Here is a 19,413-nt window from a genome sequence, read left to right as displayed (position 1 = left end):
CCAGTACGGACCCATGATCAAACAACAGCTTGCCCGCTTCAACCGTCTAGACCTGCTGGGTCAACCGACCGCCCTGGAAAAACTCGAACGCCTGTCGGCCTGGCTGGGGCGCGACGTCTACGTCAAACGCGATGACCTGACCCCACTGGCGATGGGCGGCAACAAGCTGCGCAAACTCGAATACCTGGCGGCCGATGCCCTGGCCCAGGGCGCAGATACCTTGATCACGGCGGGAGCGCTGCAGTCCAACCATGTACGCCAGACCGCTGCCATTGCGGCCAAGCTGGGTCTGGGCTGCGTGGCCCTGCTGGAAAACCCCCTGGGCACCGACGACGCCAATTATGTCGGCAACGGCAATCGGCTGTTGCTGGATCTGTTCGATGCCAAGGTCGAGCTGGTCGAAAACCTGGATAACGCCGACGAGCAATTGCAATCCCTGGCTGCTCGCCTGCGCAGCAACGGCAAGAAGCCATACCTGGTGCCGATCGGTGGCTCGAATGCGCTGGGCGCCCTGGGTTATGTGAGAGCTGGCCTGGAACTGGCCGAGCAGATCAAGGACACCGGGCTGAATTTTGCCGCCGTCGTCCTCGCCTCGGGCAGCGCCGGAACCCACAGCGGCCTGGCATTGGCGTTGAGCGAAGTATTGCCGGAATTGCCAGTCATCGGCGTCACGGTTTCGCGCAGCGATGAAGACCAGCGGCCAAAGGTCCAGGGCCTGGCCGAGCGTACCGCCGAGTTGCTGGGGGTGACGTTGCCGGAGAGTTTCAAGGTCGAGTTGTGGGACGAGTATTTCTCGCCACGTTACGGCGAGCCCAATGCCGGGACGCTGGCAGCGGTGAAGCTGCTGGCCGGCCAGGAAGGCCTGTTACTGGACCCGGTCTACACTGGCAAGGCCATGGCGGGTTTGTTGAACGGGATCGGACGTTCACGTTTCGATGAGGGCCCGATCATCTTCCTGCACACCGGCGGGGCGCCGGCGTTGTTTGCCTATACGAGCTTCTTGTAAGAACCAAGATCAAAAGATCGCAGCCTTCGGCAGGTCCTACAGGGTACGCCGATCCATGTAGGAGCTGCCGAAGGCTGCGATCTTTCACCAAACAATGCATATTCCTTGAAGAAATAATAAAAATAGAATTTATTATTTTCTAATCTAAAAGCACCATCATATAGTCACGCCGCAGGCGAATTTGCAGCGAGACGCATACGCTGCTTTAGGGCAGGATATCGCAGTCGTCCAAATCCCGAATTTGCCAACTTTCCTTAAGCGTCTTCCATAAGAAAACACAGGGGCTTGTCATGAATTTTTCCGCACTACGTCGAAATCTGCTGGTGGGTTCGCTGGGCCTGGCCCTCAGTGCCGGCCTGATTGGCCAGGCCGTGGCCGGTGAGCAGCTGCAACAAATCAAGGACAAAGGCGTGATCAACGTCGGCCTGGAAGGCACCTACCCACCGTTCAGCTTCGTCGACGCCGACGGCAAACTGACCGGCTTCGAAGTCGAGTTCTCCGAAGCCCTGGCCAAAGAGCTGGGTGTGAAGGTCAAGCTGCAACCGACCAAATGGGACGGCATCCTCGCGGCACTGGAATCCAAGCGCCTGGACGCGGTGATCAACCAGGTGACCATCTCCGAAGAGCGCAAGAAGAAGTATGACTTCTCCGAGCCCTACACCGTTTCCGGGATCCAGGCGCTGGTACTGACCAAGAAAGCCGCCGAACTGAACATCAAGTCCGCGGCCGACCTGGGTGGCAAGAAAGTCGGCGTGGGCCTGGGCACCAACTACGAGCAGTGGGTCAAGGCCAACGTGCCGACCGCTGACGTGCGCACCTATGAAGACGATCCGACCAAGTTCCAGGACCTGCGTGTCGGCCGTATCGACGCCATCCTGATCGACCGTCTGGCCGCGCTGGAATACGCCAAGAAAGCCAAGGACACCACCGCTGCCGGTGAAGCGTTCTCCCGCCAGGAGGCCGGCATTGCCCTGCGCAAAGGCGAGCCTGAACTGCTGGCAGCCGTGAACAAGGCCATCGACAAGCTGCGCGCCGACGGCACGCTGAAAAAGCTTTCGGAAAAATACTTCAGCGCTGACGTCACTCAATAATGGAAGAAGCTTTTCAACTCGCACTGGACTCCCTGCCCTTCCTGCTCAAGGGGGCCTACTACACGGTCATCTTGAGCCTGGGCGGGATGTTCTTCGGCCTGGTGATGGGCTTCGGCCTGGCACTGATGCGCCTGTCGCGCTTCAAGCTGATCAGCTGGATCGCCCGCATCTACGTGTCGTTCTTTCGCGGTACGCCGTTGCTGGTGCAACTGTTCGTGATCTATTACGGCCTGCCGCAATTGGGCATGGAACTCGACCCGCTGCCGGCGGCCCTGATCGGCTTCTCGCTGAACATGGCCGCCTATGCCTGTGAAATCCTGCGTTCGGCGATCAGTTCCATCGAGCGCGGCCAATGGGAAGCTGCCGCCAGTATCGGCATGACCCGCGCGCAAACCCTGCGCCGGGCCATCCTGCCGCAGGCGATGCGCACCGCATTGCCGCCACTGGGCAACAGCTTCATTTCGCTGGTCAAGGACACCGCGCTGGCGGCCACCATCCAGGTGCCGGAGCTGTTCCGCCAAGCACAGCTGATCACCGCCCGTACCTTTGAAGTCTTCACCATGTACCTTGCCGCCGCGCTGATCTACTGGGTCCTGGCTACGGTGCTGTCGCACCTGCAGAACCAGCTGGAAGCACGGGTCAACCGGCACGACCAGGAGTCCTGACCCCATGATTGTCGTGGAAAAACTGACAAAGCAGTTCAAGGGTCAAGTGGTGCTCAACGGCATCGATCTGCAAGTGAAGGAAGGCGAGGTGGTGGCGATCATCGGGCCAAGCGGCTCGGGCAAGACCACCTTCCTGCGCTGCCTGAACTTCCTCGAAGAACCCACCAGCGGCCGGATCAAGGTCGGCGACATCGAGATCGATACCAGCCGCCCGCTTAACCAGCAACAGAGCCTGGTGCGCCGTTTGCGCCAGCACGTGGGCTTCGTGTTCCAGAACTTCAACCTGTTCCCCCACCGCACCGCCCTGGAAAACGTTATCGAAGGCCCGATCATCGTCAAGAAGATCGCGCACGCCGAGGCCGTTGCCCTGGGTAAAAAGCTGTTGGCCAGGGTCGGCCTGGCAGGCAAGGAAGACGCTTACCCGCGCCGCCTTTCCGGTGGTCAGCAACAGCGTGTGGCGATCGCCCGCGCGCTGGCGATGGAGCCGGAAGTGATCCTGTTCGATGAACCGACCTCGGCGCTCGACCCGGAGCTGGTGGGCGAAGTCCTGTCGACCATTCGCAGCCTGGCCGAGGAGAATCGCACCATGGTCATCGTCACCCACGAAATGGGGTTTGCCCGCGACGTGGCCAATCGTGTGGTGTTTTTCGACAAGGGCGTGATCGTCGAACAAGGCGAAGCGAAGGCGTTGTTTGCCAACCCCAAGGAAGAACGCACGAAACAGTTTCTCAGCAAGTTCCTGAACAACGCCCACAACTAAACCTCTCGTAACATCGGTCAACTTCCATGGATGGAAGTGCCACCCTCCCCGCACCAAACCCTTACTCTTACTCTTACTCTTACTCTTACATAATTAAATGTACGTGCACGACAAGCACATCTTGTCAGCGCACTCGATACATATATGTATTGCGCAACAGTTTTGCCGACTGGACATTCAAGCGCATCGTGAACCCACATAATGCGCCAGCCCCTCATAAAACGGCGCCTTGAGCAGGTAAAGTCGACTCATCGGAACGGCTTATTAACTTCAACGCGTAGGAGTTTTCTGAATAACACCCAACACTTCATTTAACTAGTCCACTCTATTGACACTGACTCCAGCGCACTCTTATCTAGTCTCCTGCCAGCGGCACTGATCACGCCAAATCATTATTTCAAATCAAAGTAATGAACGGTTTTGCTGTTGTTTCCCGAAACGGACTTCATTGCAAAACATCAAGGAGACTTCCATGACATGCACCTCAAATAAAATCGAACTTGCCGCCCCGACACTGGCGCAGTCCCACAAGGCCGGGATCAACCTCGCCTCGGCCGCGCACTTGCTGATCGAGGTGCCACCCTACCCCGGGATGGACGAAGGCGACCTGATCGAACTGTTCTGGGACAACTGCTACGTCGCCTCGAGGGCCCTGAAGGCCAATGAGATCGGCCAACCCGTTCAGCTACGGGTACCCGAGAGCTTTATCGCCAGTGGCGCTTCTCGCGTTCACTATCGAATCATGCAAATAGGGCAGGCGCCGATCGTATCGCCCGCCCGGCGGCTGCAGTCAAAACTCGAGTGCCCCGGTGGACAGCCTACTGCGCTGACTGGCGACGAGAACCAGAGCCTGGCACCGGTAAAACTTCCCGGAACGATTTGCCGGCAGGGGGTGAATCCCAACCAGATCAAGCGCGGCGTGCCAGTCACCATCGAGCCGTACCTGAACATGGCCGCCGATGACGAAATCACCCTGCGCTGGGGCGATGCCCGCATGGATTTGCCGCCACTCAAGGAGAGTGATGTGGGCCAGCCGATTCAGATCTGGGTGCCACCGGCGATCATTCTCGAAGCCGGCGAAGACCTGCGCCTGGAGGTGACTTACTGCATCCTTGATCGTGTCGGCAACAATTCGCGCTGGGCGCCAGCACGGGCGTTGAAGATTGGTTGTGCCAATCCCTATCTCAAGGTGCCGAAAAAAGAACACCTCAAAGCCGCCGAACGACGAAAGTGATGAGGAGCAGCTTGACCTTCTATACATATTCCTAAAAGTTAGTTCAAAAAACATTTATACACGTTTAGGGTATATAAACCGGACCACCGGACATTCTTGTTTTCGTTCGCCGCACCCCGCGGTGTTTCCATGAGATGTGAGGTAGGTATGGTCCGGAACACAATCACCCCAGTGCAGATCGCCAGGGCATTGCGTGTAGCCAAGGAGTGGCACTGATGTCCAGTCTGGCTGATGCAATCGTCCAGAGTGACCTGGACATCGCCCCCTTGTTGTTGCCCGCGCACGTGCTGCGCAACGATGCCCAGGCCATCAAGGCCGCCCATGAGCTGGCGCAAGTCGCTCGCCTGCAGGCAGCCCGGCGCGACCAGCAGCGCAAGCTGCCGTGGTCGGAAATCGAACAATTCACCCGCAGCGGCCTGGGCAGCATCGCCATTCCCCGCGAGTACGGCGGCCCGCAGGTTTCATTTGTCACCCTGGCCGAGGTGTTCGCGATCATTTCCGCGGCGGACCCGGCCCTGGGTCAGATTCCGCAGAACCAGTTCGGCATTCTCAACCTGGTGCTCGGCAGCGCCACCGAGGCGCAGAAAAAACAGCTGTTCAAGAGCGTCCTGGAAGGCTGGCGAATCGGTAATGCCGGGCCGGAACGCGGCGCTAAAAACACCCTGGAACTCAAGGCGCGCATTACCGCCGACGGTGTTGGGTTTGTCCTCAACGGGCAGAAGTTCTATTCCACCGGCGCGCTGTTCGCGCACTGGGTCGCGGTCAAGGCGCTCAACGACGATGGCAAGCAGGTGCTGGCCTTCGTCCGTCGCGGTACGCCGGGGCTGCGCATCGTCGATGACTGGTCCGGTTTCGGCCAGCGCACCACCGCCAGCGGCACCATTTTGCTCAACAACGTGCGGGTCGACGCCGAGCTGGTGGTAGACAACTGGAAGATCAATGAAAAACCCAATACCCAAGGCGCCGTCTCGCAGCTGATTCAAGCCGCCATCGACGCCGGTATCGCCCGTGGCGCCATCGACGACGCCATCGAATTCGTCAAAACCCGCGCCCGACCATGGGTCGACGCCAACGTCGAACGGGCCAGCGATGACCTGTACGTGATCGCCGACATCGGCAAGCTGAAAATCGAATTGCACGCCGCCGAAGCACTGTTGCGCAAGGCCGGGCAGGTGCTCGACCAGGTGAGCGCCGCGCCGCTCACCGCCGAGTCTGCCGCCCGCGCCTCGATTGCCGTGGCCGAAGCCAAAGTGCTGACCACCGAGATCTCGTTGCAGGCCAGCGAAAAGCTCTTCGAGCTGGCCGGCAGCCGCGCCACCCTCGCCGAATTCAACCTCGACCGCCACTGGCGCAACGCCCGGGTGCACACCCTGCACGACCCGGTGCGCTGGAAATATCACGCGGTGGGTGCCTATTACCTGAACGGCACTTTGCCCGCTCGCCATTCCTGGATCTGACGACCAGACATCTGGAGAAACACATGACCCTTTCTCAACACGTCGCGGTCATCACCAGCGATGAGCAAGCCCTGATCGTCGCCAGCGACCTGGCCGAAGATTTCAAACGCGACAGCGCCCTGCGCGACCGCGAACGCCGTTTGCCACACCCGGAACTGGAAGTGTTTTCCCGCTCGGGCCTGTGGGGCATCAGCGTGCCCAAGGAATACGGCGGCGCCGGCGTTTCCAACGTCACCCTGGCCAAGGTCATCGCCCTGATCGCCCAGGCGGATGGCTCCCTCGGGCAAATCCCGCAGAACCATTTCTACGCCCTCGAAGTACTGCGGGTTAATGGCAGCGAAGAGCAGAAAAAACGTCTGTACGCCGAAGTATTGGCCGGTCAGCGATTCGGCAATGCCCTTGCCGAACTGGGTACCAAAACCGCCCACGACCGCGTCACCCGCCTGACTCGCGATGGTGACGGCTATCGCATCAACGGTCGCAAGTTCTACGCCACCGGCGCGATCTACGCGCAGCGCATCCCGACCTCGGTGATCGATGAAAACGGCGTGCAGCAACTGGCGTTCGTCCCGCGCGACAGCCAAGGCCTGACCGTGATCGACGACTGGAGCGGCTTCGGCCAGCGCACAACCGGCAGCGGTTCGGTGGTGTTCGAAGATGTCTTTGTTACCGCCGAAGACGTGATCCCGTTTCAAAGCGCGTTCGAGCGCCCGACCCCGGTCGGCCCGCTGGCGCAGATTCTCCATGCCGCCATCGACACCGGCATCGCCCGCGCGGCCTATGAAGACGCGCTGCATTTCGTGCGCACCAAGACCAGGCCGTGGATCGACGCCACCCATGAAAAAGCCACCGACGACCCGCTGACCATCAAGAGCTTCGGCCACTTGAGCATTCGCCTGCACGCCACCGAAGCCTTGCTGGAGCGCGCCGGGGAATTCCTCGACAAGGCACAGGCCGACACCAATGCCGAAAGCGTCGCCGCCGCGTCGATTGCCGTCGCCGAAGCCCGGGCCATCAGCACCGAAATCTCCCTCGCCGCCGGCACTACCTTGTTCGAACTGGCCGGCAGCCAGGCCACGCTGGTCGAGCACGGGCTGGATCGCCACTGGCGCAATGCCCGGGTGCACACACTGCACGACCCGGTGCGCTGGAAGTACCACGCGGTCGGCAACTACTACCTCAACGATGAAAACCCGCCGCTGCGGGGGACCATCTGATGGCCGACGCGAAAAAGAAGATCCTGCTCAACGCGTTCAACATGAACTGCATCGGGCACATCAACCATGGCCTGTGGACGCATCCACGGGACACCTCGACCCAGTACAAGACGATCGAATACTGGACCGAACTGGCGCAACTGCTCGAGCGCGGGTTGTTCGACGGCTTGTTCATCGCCGACATCGTCGGCGTCTACGACGTCTACCAGAACTCGGTGGATGTGCCGCTCAAAGAGTCGATCCAGCTGCCGGTCAACGACCCGCTGCTGCTGGTCTCGGCGATGGCTGCCGTGACCAGCAACCTCGGCTTCGGCCTCACTGCCAACCTCACCTACGAACCGCCGTACCTGTTCGCCCGGCGCATGTCCACGCTGGATCACCTGAGCCGCGGTCGGGTGGGCTGGAACATCGTCACCGGCTACCTCGACAGCGCCGCCAAGGCCATGGGCCTGAGCGAACAGGTCGAGCATGACCGCCGCTACGACCAGGCCGATGAATACCTGCAAGTGCTCTACAAACTCTGGGAAGGCAGCTGGGAAAACGGCGCGGTGCTCAACGATGCGCAGCAACGGATCTACGCGCAACCGGAAAAAGTGCACAAGGTCGAGCACAAGGGCGAGTTCTATCAGGTGGAGGGTTATCACCTGTGCGAACCCTCGCCGCAGCGCACCCCGGTGCTGTTCCAGGCTGGCAGTTCCGATCGCGGATTGCTGTTCGCCGGGCGACATGCCGAATGCGTGTTCATCAGCGGGCAGACCAAGGCGTCGACCAAGGTACAGGTGGACAAGGTTCGAGCCAGCGCCGTCGAGGCCGGGCGCAACCCTGAGGACATCAAGGTATTCATGGGCTTGAACGTGATCGTCGGCGCGACTGAAGAACTCGCTTGGGCCAAGCACGCCGAATACCTGAGCTACGCCAGCGCGGAGGCGGGAGTGGCGCATTTTTCGGCCTCCACCGGGATCGACTTTTCCGAGTACGCCATCGACGAACCGATCCAGTACGTCAAGAGCAACGCGATCCAGTCCGCCACCAAAAACCTGCAGAACAACGACTGGACCCGCCGCAAATTGCTCGAGCAACACGCCCTCGGCGGACGTTACATCACCCTGGTCGGATCGCCTGAACAAGTGGCCGATGAGCTGGAATCGTGGATCGCCGAAACCGGGCTGGACGGTTTCAACCTGACGCGGATCGTCACGCCGGAAAGCTATGTGGATTTCATTGAGCTGGTGATTCCGGAACTGCAACGGCGCGGGTCGTACAAGACCGCCTACGACGACGGGTCCTTGCGCGAAAAGCTGTTTCATGGCGAGGCGCATTTGCCTGAGCAACACACCGGATCGGCGTTTCGACGCTAAAAGCTTCGCGAGCAAGCCCGCTCCCACATTTGAAATGCAATCCCCTGTGGGAGCGGGCTTGCTCGCGAAGATGCCCTGATAAACACCCCAAATTCATGCACTGACTGGAAAAACCATCATGACCAAGAACCACCTCTCTAACCCAGTCAAAGCACTGGCCCTGGCCCTCGGCCTGTTCAGCTGCGCAGTGTTCGCCGCCGACGCCCCACTGAAGATCGGCACCACCGCCGCCTTCGCCATTCCTCTCGAAGCGGCAGTAGAAGAAGCCGGCAAACAAGGCCTGAAAGTCGAACTGGTGGAGTTCACCGACTGGATCGCACCCAACGTCAGCCTCGCCGCCGGCGACATCGACGTGAACTACTTCCAGCACATCCCCTTCCTGGAAAACGCCAGGAACGCCTCCGGCTTTGACCTGGTGCCCTTCGCCCCGGGGATCATCAACAACGTCGGCCTCTACTCGAAGAAATACAAAAGCTTCGACGAGCTGCCGCAAGGCGCCAGCGTGGCCATCGCCAACGACCCGATCAACAGCGGCCGAGGCTTGCAGCTGTTGGCCAAGGCCGGCTTGATCACGCTCAAACCGGGTGTCGGCTACAAGGCCACCGAAGAAGACATCATCGCCAACCCGAAGAACATCAAGATCCTGCAGGTCGAAGCCGTGCAACTGGTGCGCGCCTATGACGACGCTGATCTGGTACAGGGCTACCCGGCCTACATCCGCCTGGCGAAAACCTTCGACGCCGGCTCCGCCCTGCTGTTCGACGGCCTCGACCACAAGGAATACGTGATCCAGTTCGTGATCCAGCCGAAAAGCAAAACCGACCCGCGCCTGATCAAGTTCGTCGACATCTACCAACACTCGCCGGCCGTTCGCGCAGCCCTGGATAAAGCCCACGGCAAGCTCTACCAAGCCGGCTGGGAGAGCTGAGCATGACGGCAGCCACGCAACGGCGACTGGACATTCCAGCGCTCAAGAATGCTGACCAGACCGAACTGCACCCGGCGCTCAATCGGGCCCACGTGCGCTTCATCGGCCTGGGTAAAACCTACGACGGCAAGCAAGGACCGGTGGCGGCGCTGCAAGGCATCGACCTGGCGATCCAGCGCGGTGAGGTGTTCGGCATCATCGGCCGCAGCGGCGCCGGCAAGTCGTCGCTGATCCGCACCATCAACCGCCTCGAACAACCGACTTCGGGTCGCGTGCTGATCGATCAAGTGGACATTGGCGAGTTCGACGAAGACCGCCTGGTGGCGCTGCGTCGGCGCATCGGCATGATCTTCCAGCACTTCAACCTGATGTCGGCCAAGACCGTCTGGCAGAACGTCGAGTTGCCGCTGAAAGTCGCCGGAGTGCCGAAGGAAAAACGCGAGCAGAAGGTGCGTGAACTGCTGGAACTGGTCGGCCTGCAGGGCAAACACAAGGCTTACCCGGCGCAGCTTTCCGGCGGGCAGAAACAGCGCGTCGGCATCGCCCGCGCGCTGGTGCATGACCCGGCGATTTTGCTGTGCGACGAAGCCACTTCGGCACTGGACCCGGAGACCACCCAATCGATCCTCGGCCTGCTGCGTGAGATCAATCAGCGCCTGGGCCTGACCATCATCCTGATCACCCACGAAATGGCGGTGATCCGCGAGATCTGCGATCGCGTGGTGGTCCTGGAACATGGACAAATCGTCGAGCAAGGCCCGGTCTGGGAAGTCTTCGGCAACCCTCAGCATGAGGTCAGCAAGACCTTGCTCGCGCCACTGCAACACGCCCTGCCGCCCGAGCTGCAAAGCCGCCTGCATCAACAAGCGCAGTCTTCGGAGGATGCCGTGGTGCTGCGCCTGCAATTCACCGGAACGGCCCATGCCGAACCAGACCTTGCCGCGCTGTTCGCTGCACTCGGTGGCCGCGTGCGTCTGTTGCAGGGCGGTGTGGAACGGATTCAGGGGCACGCGCTGGGGCAACTGCTGCTGGCGGTGACCGGCTCGCCTCTGGGCGCCGATGAACTGCGTCATCGCGCCGGCAACTGGGCGCAACAGGTAGAGGTGTTGGGTTATGTGGTTTGATCGCTTGCTGCAAGGCTTCATCGACACCTTCCTGATGGTTGGCGTGTCGTCGTTGATCGCACTGCTGGCGGGGATTCCGCTGGCGGTAGTCCTGGTCACCAGCTCCAAGGGCGGCATCTACGAAGCCCCGGCGCTGAACCGCGCACTGGGTGCCTTCGTGAACCTGTTCCGCTCGATTCCGTTCCTGATCCTGATGGTGGCGCTGATCCCGTTCACTCGGTTGATCGTCGGTACCACCTATGGCGTGTGGGCGGCGGTGGTGCCGTTGACCATCGCTGCCACGCCGTTCTTTGCACGCATCGCCGAGGTCAGCCTGCGCGAGGTCGATCATGGTTTGATCGAAGCGGCGCAGGCCATGGGCTGCCGACGTGGGCATATCGTCTGGCATGTGCTGTTGCCTGAGGCGCTGCCGGGGATAGTCGGGGGCTTCACCATCACGCTGGTGACGATGATCAACTCATCGGCCATGGCCGGGGCGATCGGTGCGGGTGGCTTGGGGGATATTGCGTACCGGTATGGGTATCAGCGCTTTGACAGTCAGATCATGCTGACGGTGATTGTGTTGCTGGTGGCGTTGGTGGCGGTGATTCAGTTGGGTGGGGATAGGTTGGCTCGGGGGTTGAACAAACGCTAGATCAAGATCAAAAGATCGCAGCCTTCGGCAGCTCCTACAGGGAATGTGTACACCCTGTAGGAGCTGCTGAAGGCTGCGATCTTGGCGATATTTCGTACAAGAAAATCGGCAATTCTGAAGGCTAAATCCCTTTCCTTTGCAGGACGTTTCCTAGATTATTCCGCTCGCTTGCGCCTGCAAATTCCGTGGTTAGTCTCGGTCCGTCACTGCTCATCAGTGATCGGGTTTAGTAGCCCGGAACAATAGGCGCATAGCGTTTCCATGCTCATGTCGGCACTTTGCCGCATGCGGAATATGGTGGCTGTGCGTGGGGCACCTTCGGGTGCACCGGTTTTCCTATTGACCGGCCTACTAACCTGCGTACAGCCGCCACCCAATCGTTTAGTAGGCGATACGTAAGGCCACCATCGCTGGCAAGCCAGCTCCTGCAGATGACCGACGCGATCCATTGTAGGAGCTGGCTTGCCAGCGAATGGCTGCGCAGCAGCCCCAGGCTTGATGGCGTATATTCGGCAAACCCCTATTGCCTGCGCAGCCGACCATGAAACAGACCCCCGACGACCTCGAACAGATCACGTCCACCACCCTGGGCCATTACAACTCGGTGGCCGAAGGTTTCCGCGAAGGCACCCGCGATCACGATGTCAGTCAGAACATCGACGCGCTGTTGCGGCATATCCAGGGTAAAGCGCCGTTCGACATTCTCGATTTTGGCTGCGGCCCCGGTCGCGACTTGCAGACCTTTACGCGCATGGGCCACACAGCGGTCGGTCTCGACGGATCGGAGAAGTTTGCGCAGATGGCCCGGGAGGACAGCGGTTGCGAAGTCTGGCAGCAGGACTTCCTGAAGCTGGATTTGCCGGACGAGCGTTTCGACGGGATTTTTGCCAATGCGGTGCTGTTTCATATCCCGCGCCAGGAGTTGCCTCGGGTGTTGAAGGAGCTGCGTGCGGCGTTGAAGCCGAAGGGTGTGTTGTTCAGTTCCAATCCCCGTGGTGAGAATCAGGAAGGCTGGAACGGGCCGCGGTATGGGGCGTATCACGATCTGCAGGCGTGGCAGCAATTGCTGACCGAGGCGGGGTTTGTGGAGCTGGAGCATTACTACCGGCCGGCGGGGCTGCCGCGGGAGCAGCAGCCTTGGTTGGCGAGTGTGTGGCGCAAGATTCAAGACTGACCATTGGTGGGGTCTGTACTGGCGCTTTCGCGAGCAAGCCCGCTCCCACATTGGATCTTTGTGTACACAAAATCTGCGTTCAATGAAGATCCAGTGTGGGAGCGGGCTTGCTCGCGAATAGAGCGCGCAGCGCTCGCCTTACTGCACTTCTTTCTTCGGCTCTTGGATCCTGTACCAGGCCACATACAACGCCGGCAAAAACAGCAGCGTCAGCAAGGTGGCGACAATGATCCCGCCGATCATCGCGTAGGCCATCGGCCCCCAGAACACCTCCCGGGCGATCGGGATCATGCCCAGGCTCGCCGCCGCGGCGGTCAGCAGGATCGGCCGGCGACGGTGCTCGGTGGCTTCCACCACGGCATCCCAGGGTGACGACCCTTGCGCCACGAACGCGTCGATCTGGGTCACCAGGATCACCGAGTTGCGGATGATGATGCCGATCAGCGCCAGGATGCCGAGAATCGCCACGAAGCCCATCGGCGTCCCGGTCGGCACCAGCGCCAGCACCACGCCGATCAGGCCCAGTGGCGCGACGCTGGCCACCAGGAACATCTTCTGCACGCTGTGCAGCTGGATCATCAGGAAGGTGGCCATCAGGAACACCATCAGCGGTACGACCTGGTTGATCGGCCCCTGGGCCTTGGCGCTCTCCTCCACCGTACCGCCCGTGGCGACCTTGTACCCCGCCGGCAACGAGGCGGCGAATGTGTCGATGTCCGGCTTGAGCAGTTTCACCAGGTCGGTGGGCTGGATATCACCGATCACCGCGGTCTTGATGGTGATCGTCGGCTTGCGGTCGCGACGCCACACCAGCGGTTGCTCCAGCTCGTAACGCACGGTGGCAAACGCCAGCAGCGGAATCGAGGTGCCGCCCGGGGTGAGGATCTGCAGGTTCTGCAGGGTTTCCGGCGAACCCCGTTCGGCGTCCACCGCGCGCCCGACCACGTTGATCAGGTAGATGTCGTCGTCGACCTGAGTCACCGTGGAACCGCTAACGATGCTGTTCATCAGGTTCGCCACGTCTTCGGACGACAAGCCAAGCTGGCGCGCCTTGTCCTGGGCGATGTCGATGCGTAGCACCTTGCCGGGCTCGTTCCAGTCGTAAATGATCTCGCCGATGTGCGGGTTCTTGTCCAGCACGGTCGCCAGATCGATGGCATGCTTGCGCACCTGGTCGATGTCCGGGCCGCTGACGCGGTACTGGATCGGCCGCCCCACGGGCGGGCCCATCTCCAGTGCCTGGACGAAACTGCCGATGCCGACGAAGTCTTTGCGCAGGCGCTCACGCAGGCGATCGCTGAGGGCTGTGCGCGTCTCGAAGTCCTTGGCGACGATCACCAGCTGTGCGTAGTAAGGGTTCTGCAGTTGCTGGTCGAGGGGCAGGTAGAAACGAATCGCGCCCTGGCCGATGTAGGTACTCCAGCGCACGATGTCGGGGTCGCCCTTGAGGGTCGCTTCCAGCTTGTCCACGGCTTTGCGGGTTTCATCGATGGAGGCGTTTTGCGGCAGGTTCAGGTCCACCAGGATTTCCGGACGATCCGAGGCCGGGAAGAACTGGTTCTGCACAAAGCGCATGCCGACAACCGACAAGGCGAATATCAGCATGGTGATGCCAATCGCCAACCAGCGATTGCGCATGCTCCACAGCAGGCCGCTATTGAAGGCCCGCCCCAAGCGCCCTGGCTCGGCCGAGTGCGGCTTCACATTGACGCTGAGGATGTGCACGCCGATCACCGGGGCGAACAGCACCGCCACCACCCACGAGACCATCATGGCCACGGCGATCACCGCAAACAGGGTGAAGGTGTATTCACCGGCCGAGCTGCCATTGAGGCCGATGGGGACAAAACCCGCCACCGTCACCAGGGTGCCGGTAAGCATCGGGAACGCGGTCGAGGTGTAGGCAAAGGTCGCGGCCTGCTCCTTGGTTTCGCCCAATTCCAGGCGCGAGACCATCATCTCGACCGTGATCATTGCGTCATCCACCAACAGGCCCAACGCGATGATCAGCGCACCGAGGGAAATCCGCTGCATGGTGATGCCGCTGTATTCCATGAACACAAACACCATCGCCAGTACCAGCGGGATCGAGCACGCCACCACCAGGCCGGCGCGTACGCCGAGGCTGATGAAGCTGACCACCAGCACGATCACCACGGCTTCGAACAAGGCACTGGTGAACCCGCCAACGGCGGCTTCCACCACCACAGACTGATCGGACACGTTGTGCACGCCGACGCCCACCGGCAGATTGGCCGTCAGCTCGCTGATGCGCTGGTGCAGGGCCTTGCCGAAGTCCTGGATGTTGCCGCCCGTTTGCATGGCAATGGCCAGGCCGATGGCGGGTTGGCCATTGAAGCGAAACTCCGGCGTCGACGGGTCGACGTAGCCACGCTGGATGTCGGCAATGTCGGCCAGGCGATAAAAGCGATCATTAAGGCGCAAATTGACGTTGGCCAGATCCTTCTCGGAAATGAACTGCCCGGACGTGCGCACGGAAATCCGCTCGGGACCGGCTTCAATGACCCCGGCCGGGGTCACCGCGTTCTGGGCCTGCAGGCTTTGTACGACTTGCTGTTCGTCGATACCCAGCGCCGCCAGTTTGCGGGTCGAGAAATTCAGATAGAGCACTTCGTCCTGTTGGCCGACCATCTCGATCTTACCCAGGCCCGGCACACCGCGGATATCGGCGCGCGCCTGCTCGACGTAGTCGCGCAACTGGCGCAGCGACAGGCCATCGGCGGTAAAGGCGTAGATCGAACCGAACACGTCGCCGAACTCGTCGTTGAACGACGGGCCCTGGATGCCCTGGGGAAACGAGTAGCGAATGTCGCCGATCTTCTTGCGCACCTGGTACCAGATTTCCGGAATGTCCTTGGCCTTGGTGGTGTCGCGCAAGTACACGTAGACCGTGGATTCGCCGGGACGGGTGTAGCTTTTCACGTAGTCGAGGGAATCAAGCTCTTCGAGTTTTTTCTCGATACGGTCGGTGACCTGCTTGAGGGTTTCTTCCTGGTTCGCACCCGGCCAGCGGGTCTGGATCACCATGGTCTTGATGGTGAACGACGGGTCTTCCTCGCGTCCCAGGTTGAGGTACGAAAACACGCCCATCAACAGTGAGACAAACATCAAATACCAGACGAACGACTGATGCTTGAGGGCCCATTCGGATAAGTTGAAACTCCCTTTCATTGTGGGCTGCCCTCGTCGACTTTCACTTTTTGCCCCGGCTTGAGGCTGTTCACACCGGCACTGACCACTCGCTCGCCGGCCTTGATATCGTTGGCCAGCACCACCGTGCTGTCCGTGCGGCTGACGATGCTGACATCCCGTGGGGAAACGGTTTGCGTCTGCGCATCGATGACCCAGACGCGGTTTTTACCATCGACCTCCTGCAAGGCGCTCAGGGGCAGTTCGATGCGCGGCTTGACCGCGCTCTTCAAGGTCACGCTGATCGCCGTGCCGAGACGAAATGCGGGCGGCGTCTCGGTCAGCGTCAGGCGCGCGCGGCGTGTGCGCGTTGCGCTTTCGGCCTGGGGCTCGATTTCGCGCACGGTGGCCGTGGTGGTAATGCTCGGGTTCAGTTGCGAGGCGACCTGAAACACCACGTCGGCGGGCAACTGCTCGATCAGGGTGTCGGGCAAGTCAATCACCGCTTCCTTGATGTCCGGCTGCGCCAGGGTCACCACCTGCTGGCCCGCGGTGACGACTTGCCCGGCTTCGGCAGCCCACGCCGTGACCACGGCCTTGTGATCGGAGCGCAACTCAACGTAGTTGAGCTGATCCCTGGCCTGGCTGACCGCGGCCTTGGCCTGGTCGAGCGAGGCCTGGGTGGTTTTCAGATCGGTAATTGCACTGTCGAGTTGCGCCTGTGAGCCCACCCCGCGATCGAACAGTTGTTGCTGGCGTCGGGCGCTGGCCTGGGCATTGATGAGCTGCGCCTGGATACTCGCCAGGTCGCCTTCGGCCGAACGCAACTGGTTCTGCTGGTCGGTGGGGTCGAGCGTGGCGAGCAAGGCACCTTTTTCGACTTCGGCACCGACATCGACGCTGCGACTGGCAATGCGCCCCGGCACGCGGAAGCCGATGTTGCTTTCATAGCGGGCCTGGATGCTGCCAGCGAATCGCCCCAGGTTTTCTTCGTCGAGGGCTTTGACCTTGATGGACAGCACCGGACGCACTGGCTCCGGAGCGGGTTCTTCTTTCGAGCAGGCCGCCAGCATCACACTGGCGAACACCAGTAGCAGGCGCTTCATGGCTGAGCCCCCGCAGTCAGGTCCTTGTAGGTGTCTTCGGCGATTTCCACCTTCACACCGGGGTGCAGCAACTGGCCCCCGGCGATCACGACTTTTTCACCGCCGGTGAGCCCGGCGCTGATGATGACTTTACCGGTCAGGTAGCGGCCCACCGTGACGTTGTGCAGTTGCGCCTTGCCTTCGCCATCCACCAGCCACACCGCCGGCTGGCTGATGTTTTTGGTCAGCGCCGACCACGGCAGCTCCACGGCGGATTTGCCCCGGGTATTGGCGGTGGCACTCACCACCGAACCCAACTGCATGCCTGGCGGCAAGGCGTCGAGGGTGACCTTGACCTGCACCGTACCGGTTTGCTCGGAGACGGCCGGGGTCACTTCGCGCACGGTCCCGGTGGTCTTGATCGCCGGGTTATCCAGCAGGCTCACCACCACCGCTCGATCCGACGGCGGCTCGGCCAGCAGCGATTCGTAGACGTTGAACACCGCATCGCGGTCGCCGTCCCGGGCCAGGCTGAAAATCGGTACCGTGGCCTGCACCACCTGGCCAACCTCGGCCTGGCGTGCTGTTATCACGCCCGGCGCGTCGGCAATCAACGCCGTGTAGCTCAGCTGTTCACGGGCGTTGGCCAGTTGCGCCTGGGCCGCCGCCAGCGAGCTTTGGGTGCTGCGCAAGGCCGCCTGGGCGGAATCGTATTCGCTTTGGCTGGTATAGCCTTTGGGCAAGAGTTTTTGCTGGCGCACGAAGGCGGCGGCGTTCTGTTTGACCTTCGCCTGCTCGGCGACGACCTGTGCCTGGGCCGAATCCACGTTGGTCTGCAGGTCCTTGGGATCGAGCCTGGCGAGCACCTGCCTGGCCGAAACCCGGTCGCCGACATCCACAGTACGCTGGATGATCTTGCCCCCGACGCGGAACGACAGCTCGGTTTGCACCCGGGCCTGGACATCGCCGGTCAACGTGATGTTGACGGCGTAGTCGGCCAGCTTGACCTCCTGCACGAAAACCCGTGGCCGATCCTTCTCGACCGGCTTTTCTTTGTCGCAAGCACTCAGCAAAGCCAGGAGGCTCAAGCCAAGCGCTATTTTCAATCCGGGAACAGCCATGCAGACTCCTTTGCGTTTAACGGGCGCGATTCGTCTGTCAGCTTAGAACAGGGTTTAATCTTCGCCTACGCAATAATCATCATTTCCACTGCAGGAGCTGCCGCAGGCTGCGATCTTTTGCGTTTGAATGATAAAGATCAAAAGATCGCAGCCTGCGGCAGCTCCTACAAGGTCACAGGGAACGTCCTTCATGCTAAAAACCCTCGCGGTGGCCAATTACCGCTCGATCAATAAACTGGTGATTCCGCTGGGCCGGCTGAACCTGATTACGGGCCCCAACGGCAGTGGCAAATCCAATCTCTACCGCGCGCTGCGCCTGCTGGCGGAAACCGCCCAGGGCGGCGTGGTCAATGCATTGGCCCGCGAGGGGGGATTGCATTCGACCTTCTGGGCCGGCCCGGAAACCATCAGCCGGCGCATGCGCAATGGCGAAGTGCCGATCGAGGCGACCGTGCCACGGGGCGTGAAGCGCCTGCGGCTGGGATTCTCCGGGGAAGACTTCGGTTACTCGATCAGCCTGGGGCTGCCCGACTCCAACGGTCACTTCATGCTGCCCGGGCACAGTACGCCTATTCCGTCGCGGTTCAGCCTCGACCCGCAGATCAAGCGCGAGTGCCTGTGGGCCGGGCCGTTCTATCGGCCAGCGAGCCTGCTGGTGGATCGCGACGGGCCGCTGATCCGCGCTCGGGCCAACCGCAGTTGGGACGTGCTGGCTCAACACACGCCAAATTTCGACAGCCTGTTCGATCAGGTCGGCAGCCTGCGTACCTCGCCAGAAGTGCTGGAAATGCGCGAGTTCATCCGCCGCTGGCGCTTCTACGATCACTTTCGCAGCGACGCGGACGCCCCGGTGCGTCAGCCACAACTGGGCACCCGCACCCCGGTGCTGCACCACGACGGCAGAGACCTGGCGGCGGCGTTGCAGACCATCATCGAAATCGGCGACCCCGAGGCATTGCGCAACGCGATCAGCGACGCCTTTCCCGGTGCGCGCCTGCACATCGAGCCGCTGGCCGGCGGGCGTTTTGCTATCGAGTTTTATCAGGAAGGACTGTTGCGACCGTTGTCGGCAGCCGAGCTGTCGGACGGCACCTTGCGGTATTTGCTGCTGGTGGCGGCGCTGCTGACGCCCAGGCCGCCGACGCTGATGGTGCTGAACGAACCTGAAACCAGCCTGCATCCGGATCTGCTGCCGGCGCTGGCGCGCTTGATCATCCGCGCGTCCGCACAGTGTCAGGTGTGGGTGGTTTCCCATGCGCGGCGGTTGATTTCGGCGTTGCAGGAAGATCCTGAATGCAATTGCATCGTGCTGGAGAAGAATCTCGGGCAAACCGGGATTGTGGGGCAGCGGATGCTGGATGAGCCGGCCTGGTATTGGCCGGATTGACCGGCCAACCTTTCTGATGTGC

At 61.2% G+C, this 19,413-nt stretch carries 16 protein-coding genes; 13 read left to right on the top strand and 3 right to left on the bottom strand.

Annotation, left to right across the window (positions count from 1 at the left end; translation table 11 throughout):
• Positions 1-13 precede the first annotated feature (13 nt).
• The 12 genes from SOP85_RS07405 (at position 14) to SOP85_RS07350 (ending at position 12,648) form a co-directional block, all read left to right on the top strand.
• Positions 14-1,006, top strand: a complete 993-nt coding sequence (locus SOP85_RS07405) for a D-cysteine desulfhydrase (RefSeq protein WP_323626545.1) — start codon at positions 14-16, stop codon at positions 1,004-1,006.
• Positions 1,007-1,296: 290 nt separating this feature from the next.
• Positions 1,297-2,097, top strand: a complete 801-nt coding sequence (gene tcyJ / locus SOP85_RS07400; protein WP_077186170.1) for a cystine ABC transporter substrate-binding protein — start codon at positions 1,297-1,299, stop codon at positions 2,095-2,097.
• Positions 2,097-2,762 (top strand): cystine ABC transporter permease, encoded by a 666-nt coding sequence (gene tcyL / locus SOP85_RS07395; protein ID WP_274075077.1) that lies wholly within the window; start codon positions 2,097-2,099, stop codon positions 2,760-2,762. Before tcyJ ends, tcyL begins: the two co-directional genes overlap by 1 nt.
• A 4-nt stretch (positions 2,763-2,766) precedes the next feature.
• Positions 2,767-3,522, top strand: coding sequence for an L-cystine ABC transporter ATP-binding protein TcyN (gene tcyN, locus SOP85_RS07390; RefSeq protein ID WP_274075076.1), 756 nt, complete (start codon positions 2,767-2,769; stop codon positions 3,520-3,522).
• Positions 3,523-3,994: 472 nt separating this feature from the next.
• Positions 3,995-4,756, top strand: coding sequence for a hypothetical protein (locus SOP85_RS07385; protein ID WP_323626544.1), 762 nt, complete (start codon positions 3,995-3,997; stop codon positions 4,754-4,756).
• A gap of 215 nt (positions 4,757-4,971) precedes the next feature.
• On the top strand, positions 4,972-6,213 hold the full coding sequence (locus tag SOP85_RS07380) for an SfnB family sulfur acquisition oxidoreductase (protein ID WP_323626543.1): 1,242 nt from the start codon (positions 4,972-4,974) through the stop codon (positions 6,211-6,213).
• A gap of 23 nt (positions 6,214-6,236) precedes the next feature.
• On the top strand, positions 6,237-7,430 hold the full coding sequence (locus SOP85_RS07375; RefSeq protein WP_323626541.1) for an SfnB family sulfur acquisition oxidoreductase: 1,194 nt from the start codon (positions 6,237-6,239) through the stop codon (positions 7,428-7,430).
• Positions 7,430-8,788: an LLM class flavin-dependent oxidoreductase gene (locus SOP85_RS07370; RefSeq protein ID WP_323626540.1), complete on the top strand. Its 1,359-nt coding sequence runs from the start codon at positions 7,430-7,432 to the stop codon at positions 8,786-8,788. The genes SOP85_RS07375 and SOP85_RS07370 overlap by 1 nt, the downstream gene beginning before the upstream one ends.
• Positions 8,789-8,906: 118 nt before the next feature.
• A complete protein-coding gene (locus SOP85_RS07365) occupies positions 8,907-9,716 on the top strand; it encodes a MetQ/NlpA family ABC transporter substrate-binding protein (RefSeq protein ID WP_323626539.1) in 810 nt (269 codons plus the stop codon).
• 2 nt (positions 9,717-9,718) lie between these two features.
• A complete protein-coding gene (locus SOP85_RS07360; protein ID WP_274075070.1) occupies positions 9,719-10,840 on the top strand; it encodes a methionine ABC transporter ATP-binding protein in 1,122 nt (373 codons plus the stop codon).
• Positions 10,830-11,474: a methionine ABC transporter permease gene (locus SOP85_RS07355; protein ID WP_323606558.1), complete on the top strand. Its 645-nt coding sequence runs from the start codon at positions 10,830-10,832 to the stop codon at positions 11,472-11,474. The genes SOP85_RS07360 and SOP85_RS07355 overlap by 11 nt, the downstream gene beginning before the upstream one ends.
• Positions 11,475-12,015: 541 nt before the next feature.
• A complete protein-coding gene (locus SOP85_RS07350; protein ID WP_323626538.1) occupies positions 12,016-12,648 on the top strand; it encodes a class I SAM-dependent methyltransferase in 633 nt (210 codons plus the stop codon).
• 138 nt (positions 12,649-12,786) lie between these two features.
• On the opposite strand, the gene SOP85_RS07345 is transcribed toward SOP85_RS07350, so the two are convergent.
• From SOP85_RS07345 to SOP85_RS07335, 3 genes are read right to left on the bottom strand one after another with little or no spacing between them, the layout of a single operon-like run.
• Complete coding sequence (locus SOP85_RS07345) at positions 12,787-15,840, bottom strand: efflux RND transporter permease subunit (RefSeq protein ID WP_323626536.1); 3,054 nt, start codon at positions 15,838-15,840, stop codon at positions 12,787-12,789.
• Positions 15,837-16,904 carry an efflux RND transporter periplasmic adaptor subunit gene (locus SOP85_RS07340; protein WP_323626534.1) on the bottom strand — a complete coding sequence of 356 codons (1,068 nt, stop codon included), beginning with the start codon at positions 16,902-16,904 and terminating at the stop codon, positions 15,837-15,839. Before SOP85_RS07340 ends, SOP85_RS07345 begins: the two co-directional genes overlap by 4 nt.
• Positions 16,901-18,004, bottom strand: a complete 1,104-nt coding sequence (locus tag SOP85_RS07335; RefSeq protein ID WP_274075066.1) for an efflux RND transporter periplasmic adaptor subunit — start codon at positions 18,002-18,004, stop codon at positions 16,901-16,903. The genes SOP85_RS07340 and SOP85_RS07335 overlap by 4 nt, the downstream gene beginning before the upstream one ends.
• A 190-nt stretch (positions 18,005-18,194) precedes the next feature.
• On the opposite strand from SOP85_RS07335, the gene SOP85_RS07330 reads away from it, so the two are divergent.
• Positions 18,195-19,391 (top strand): AAA family ATPase, encoded by a 1,197-nt coding sequence (locus SOP85_RS07330; RefSeq protein WP_274075065.1) that lies wholly within the window; start codon positions 18,195-18,197, stop codon positions 19,389-19,391.
• Positions 19,392-19,413: the final 22 nt, after the last annotated feature.

The organism is Pseudomonas sp. YuFO20 (genome assembly GCF_035064975.1).
Taxonomy (GTDB): Bacteria; Pseudomonadota; Gammaproteobacteria; order Pseudomonadales; family Pseudomonadaceae; genus Aquipseudomonas; species Aquipseudomonas putida_AE.
Note: the sequence above shows the minus strand (reverse complement) of the source record. Positions and strands in the feature narration are given on the sequence as shown.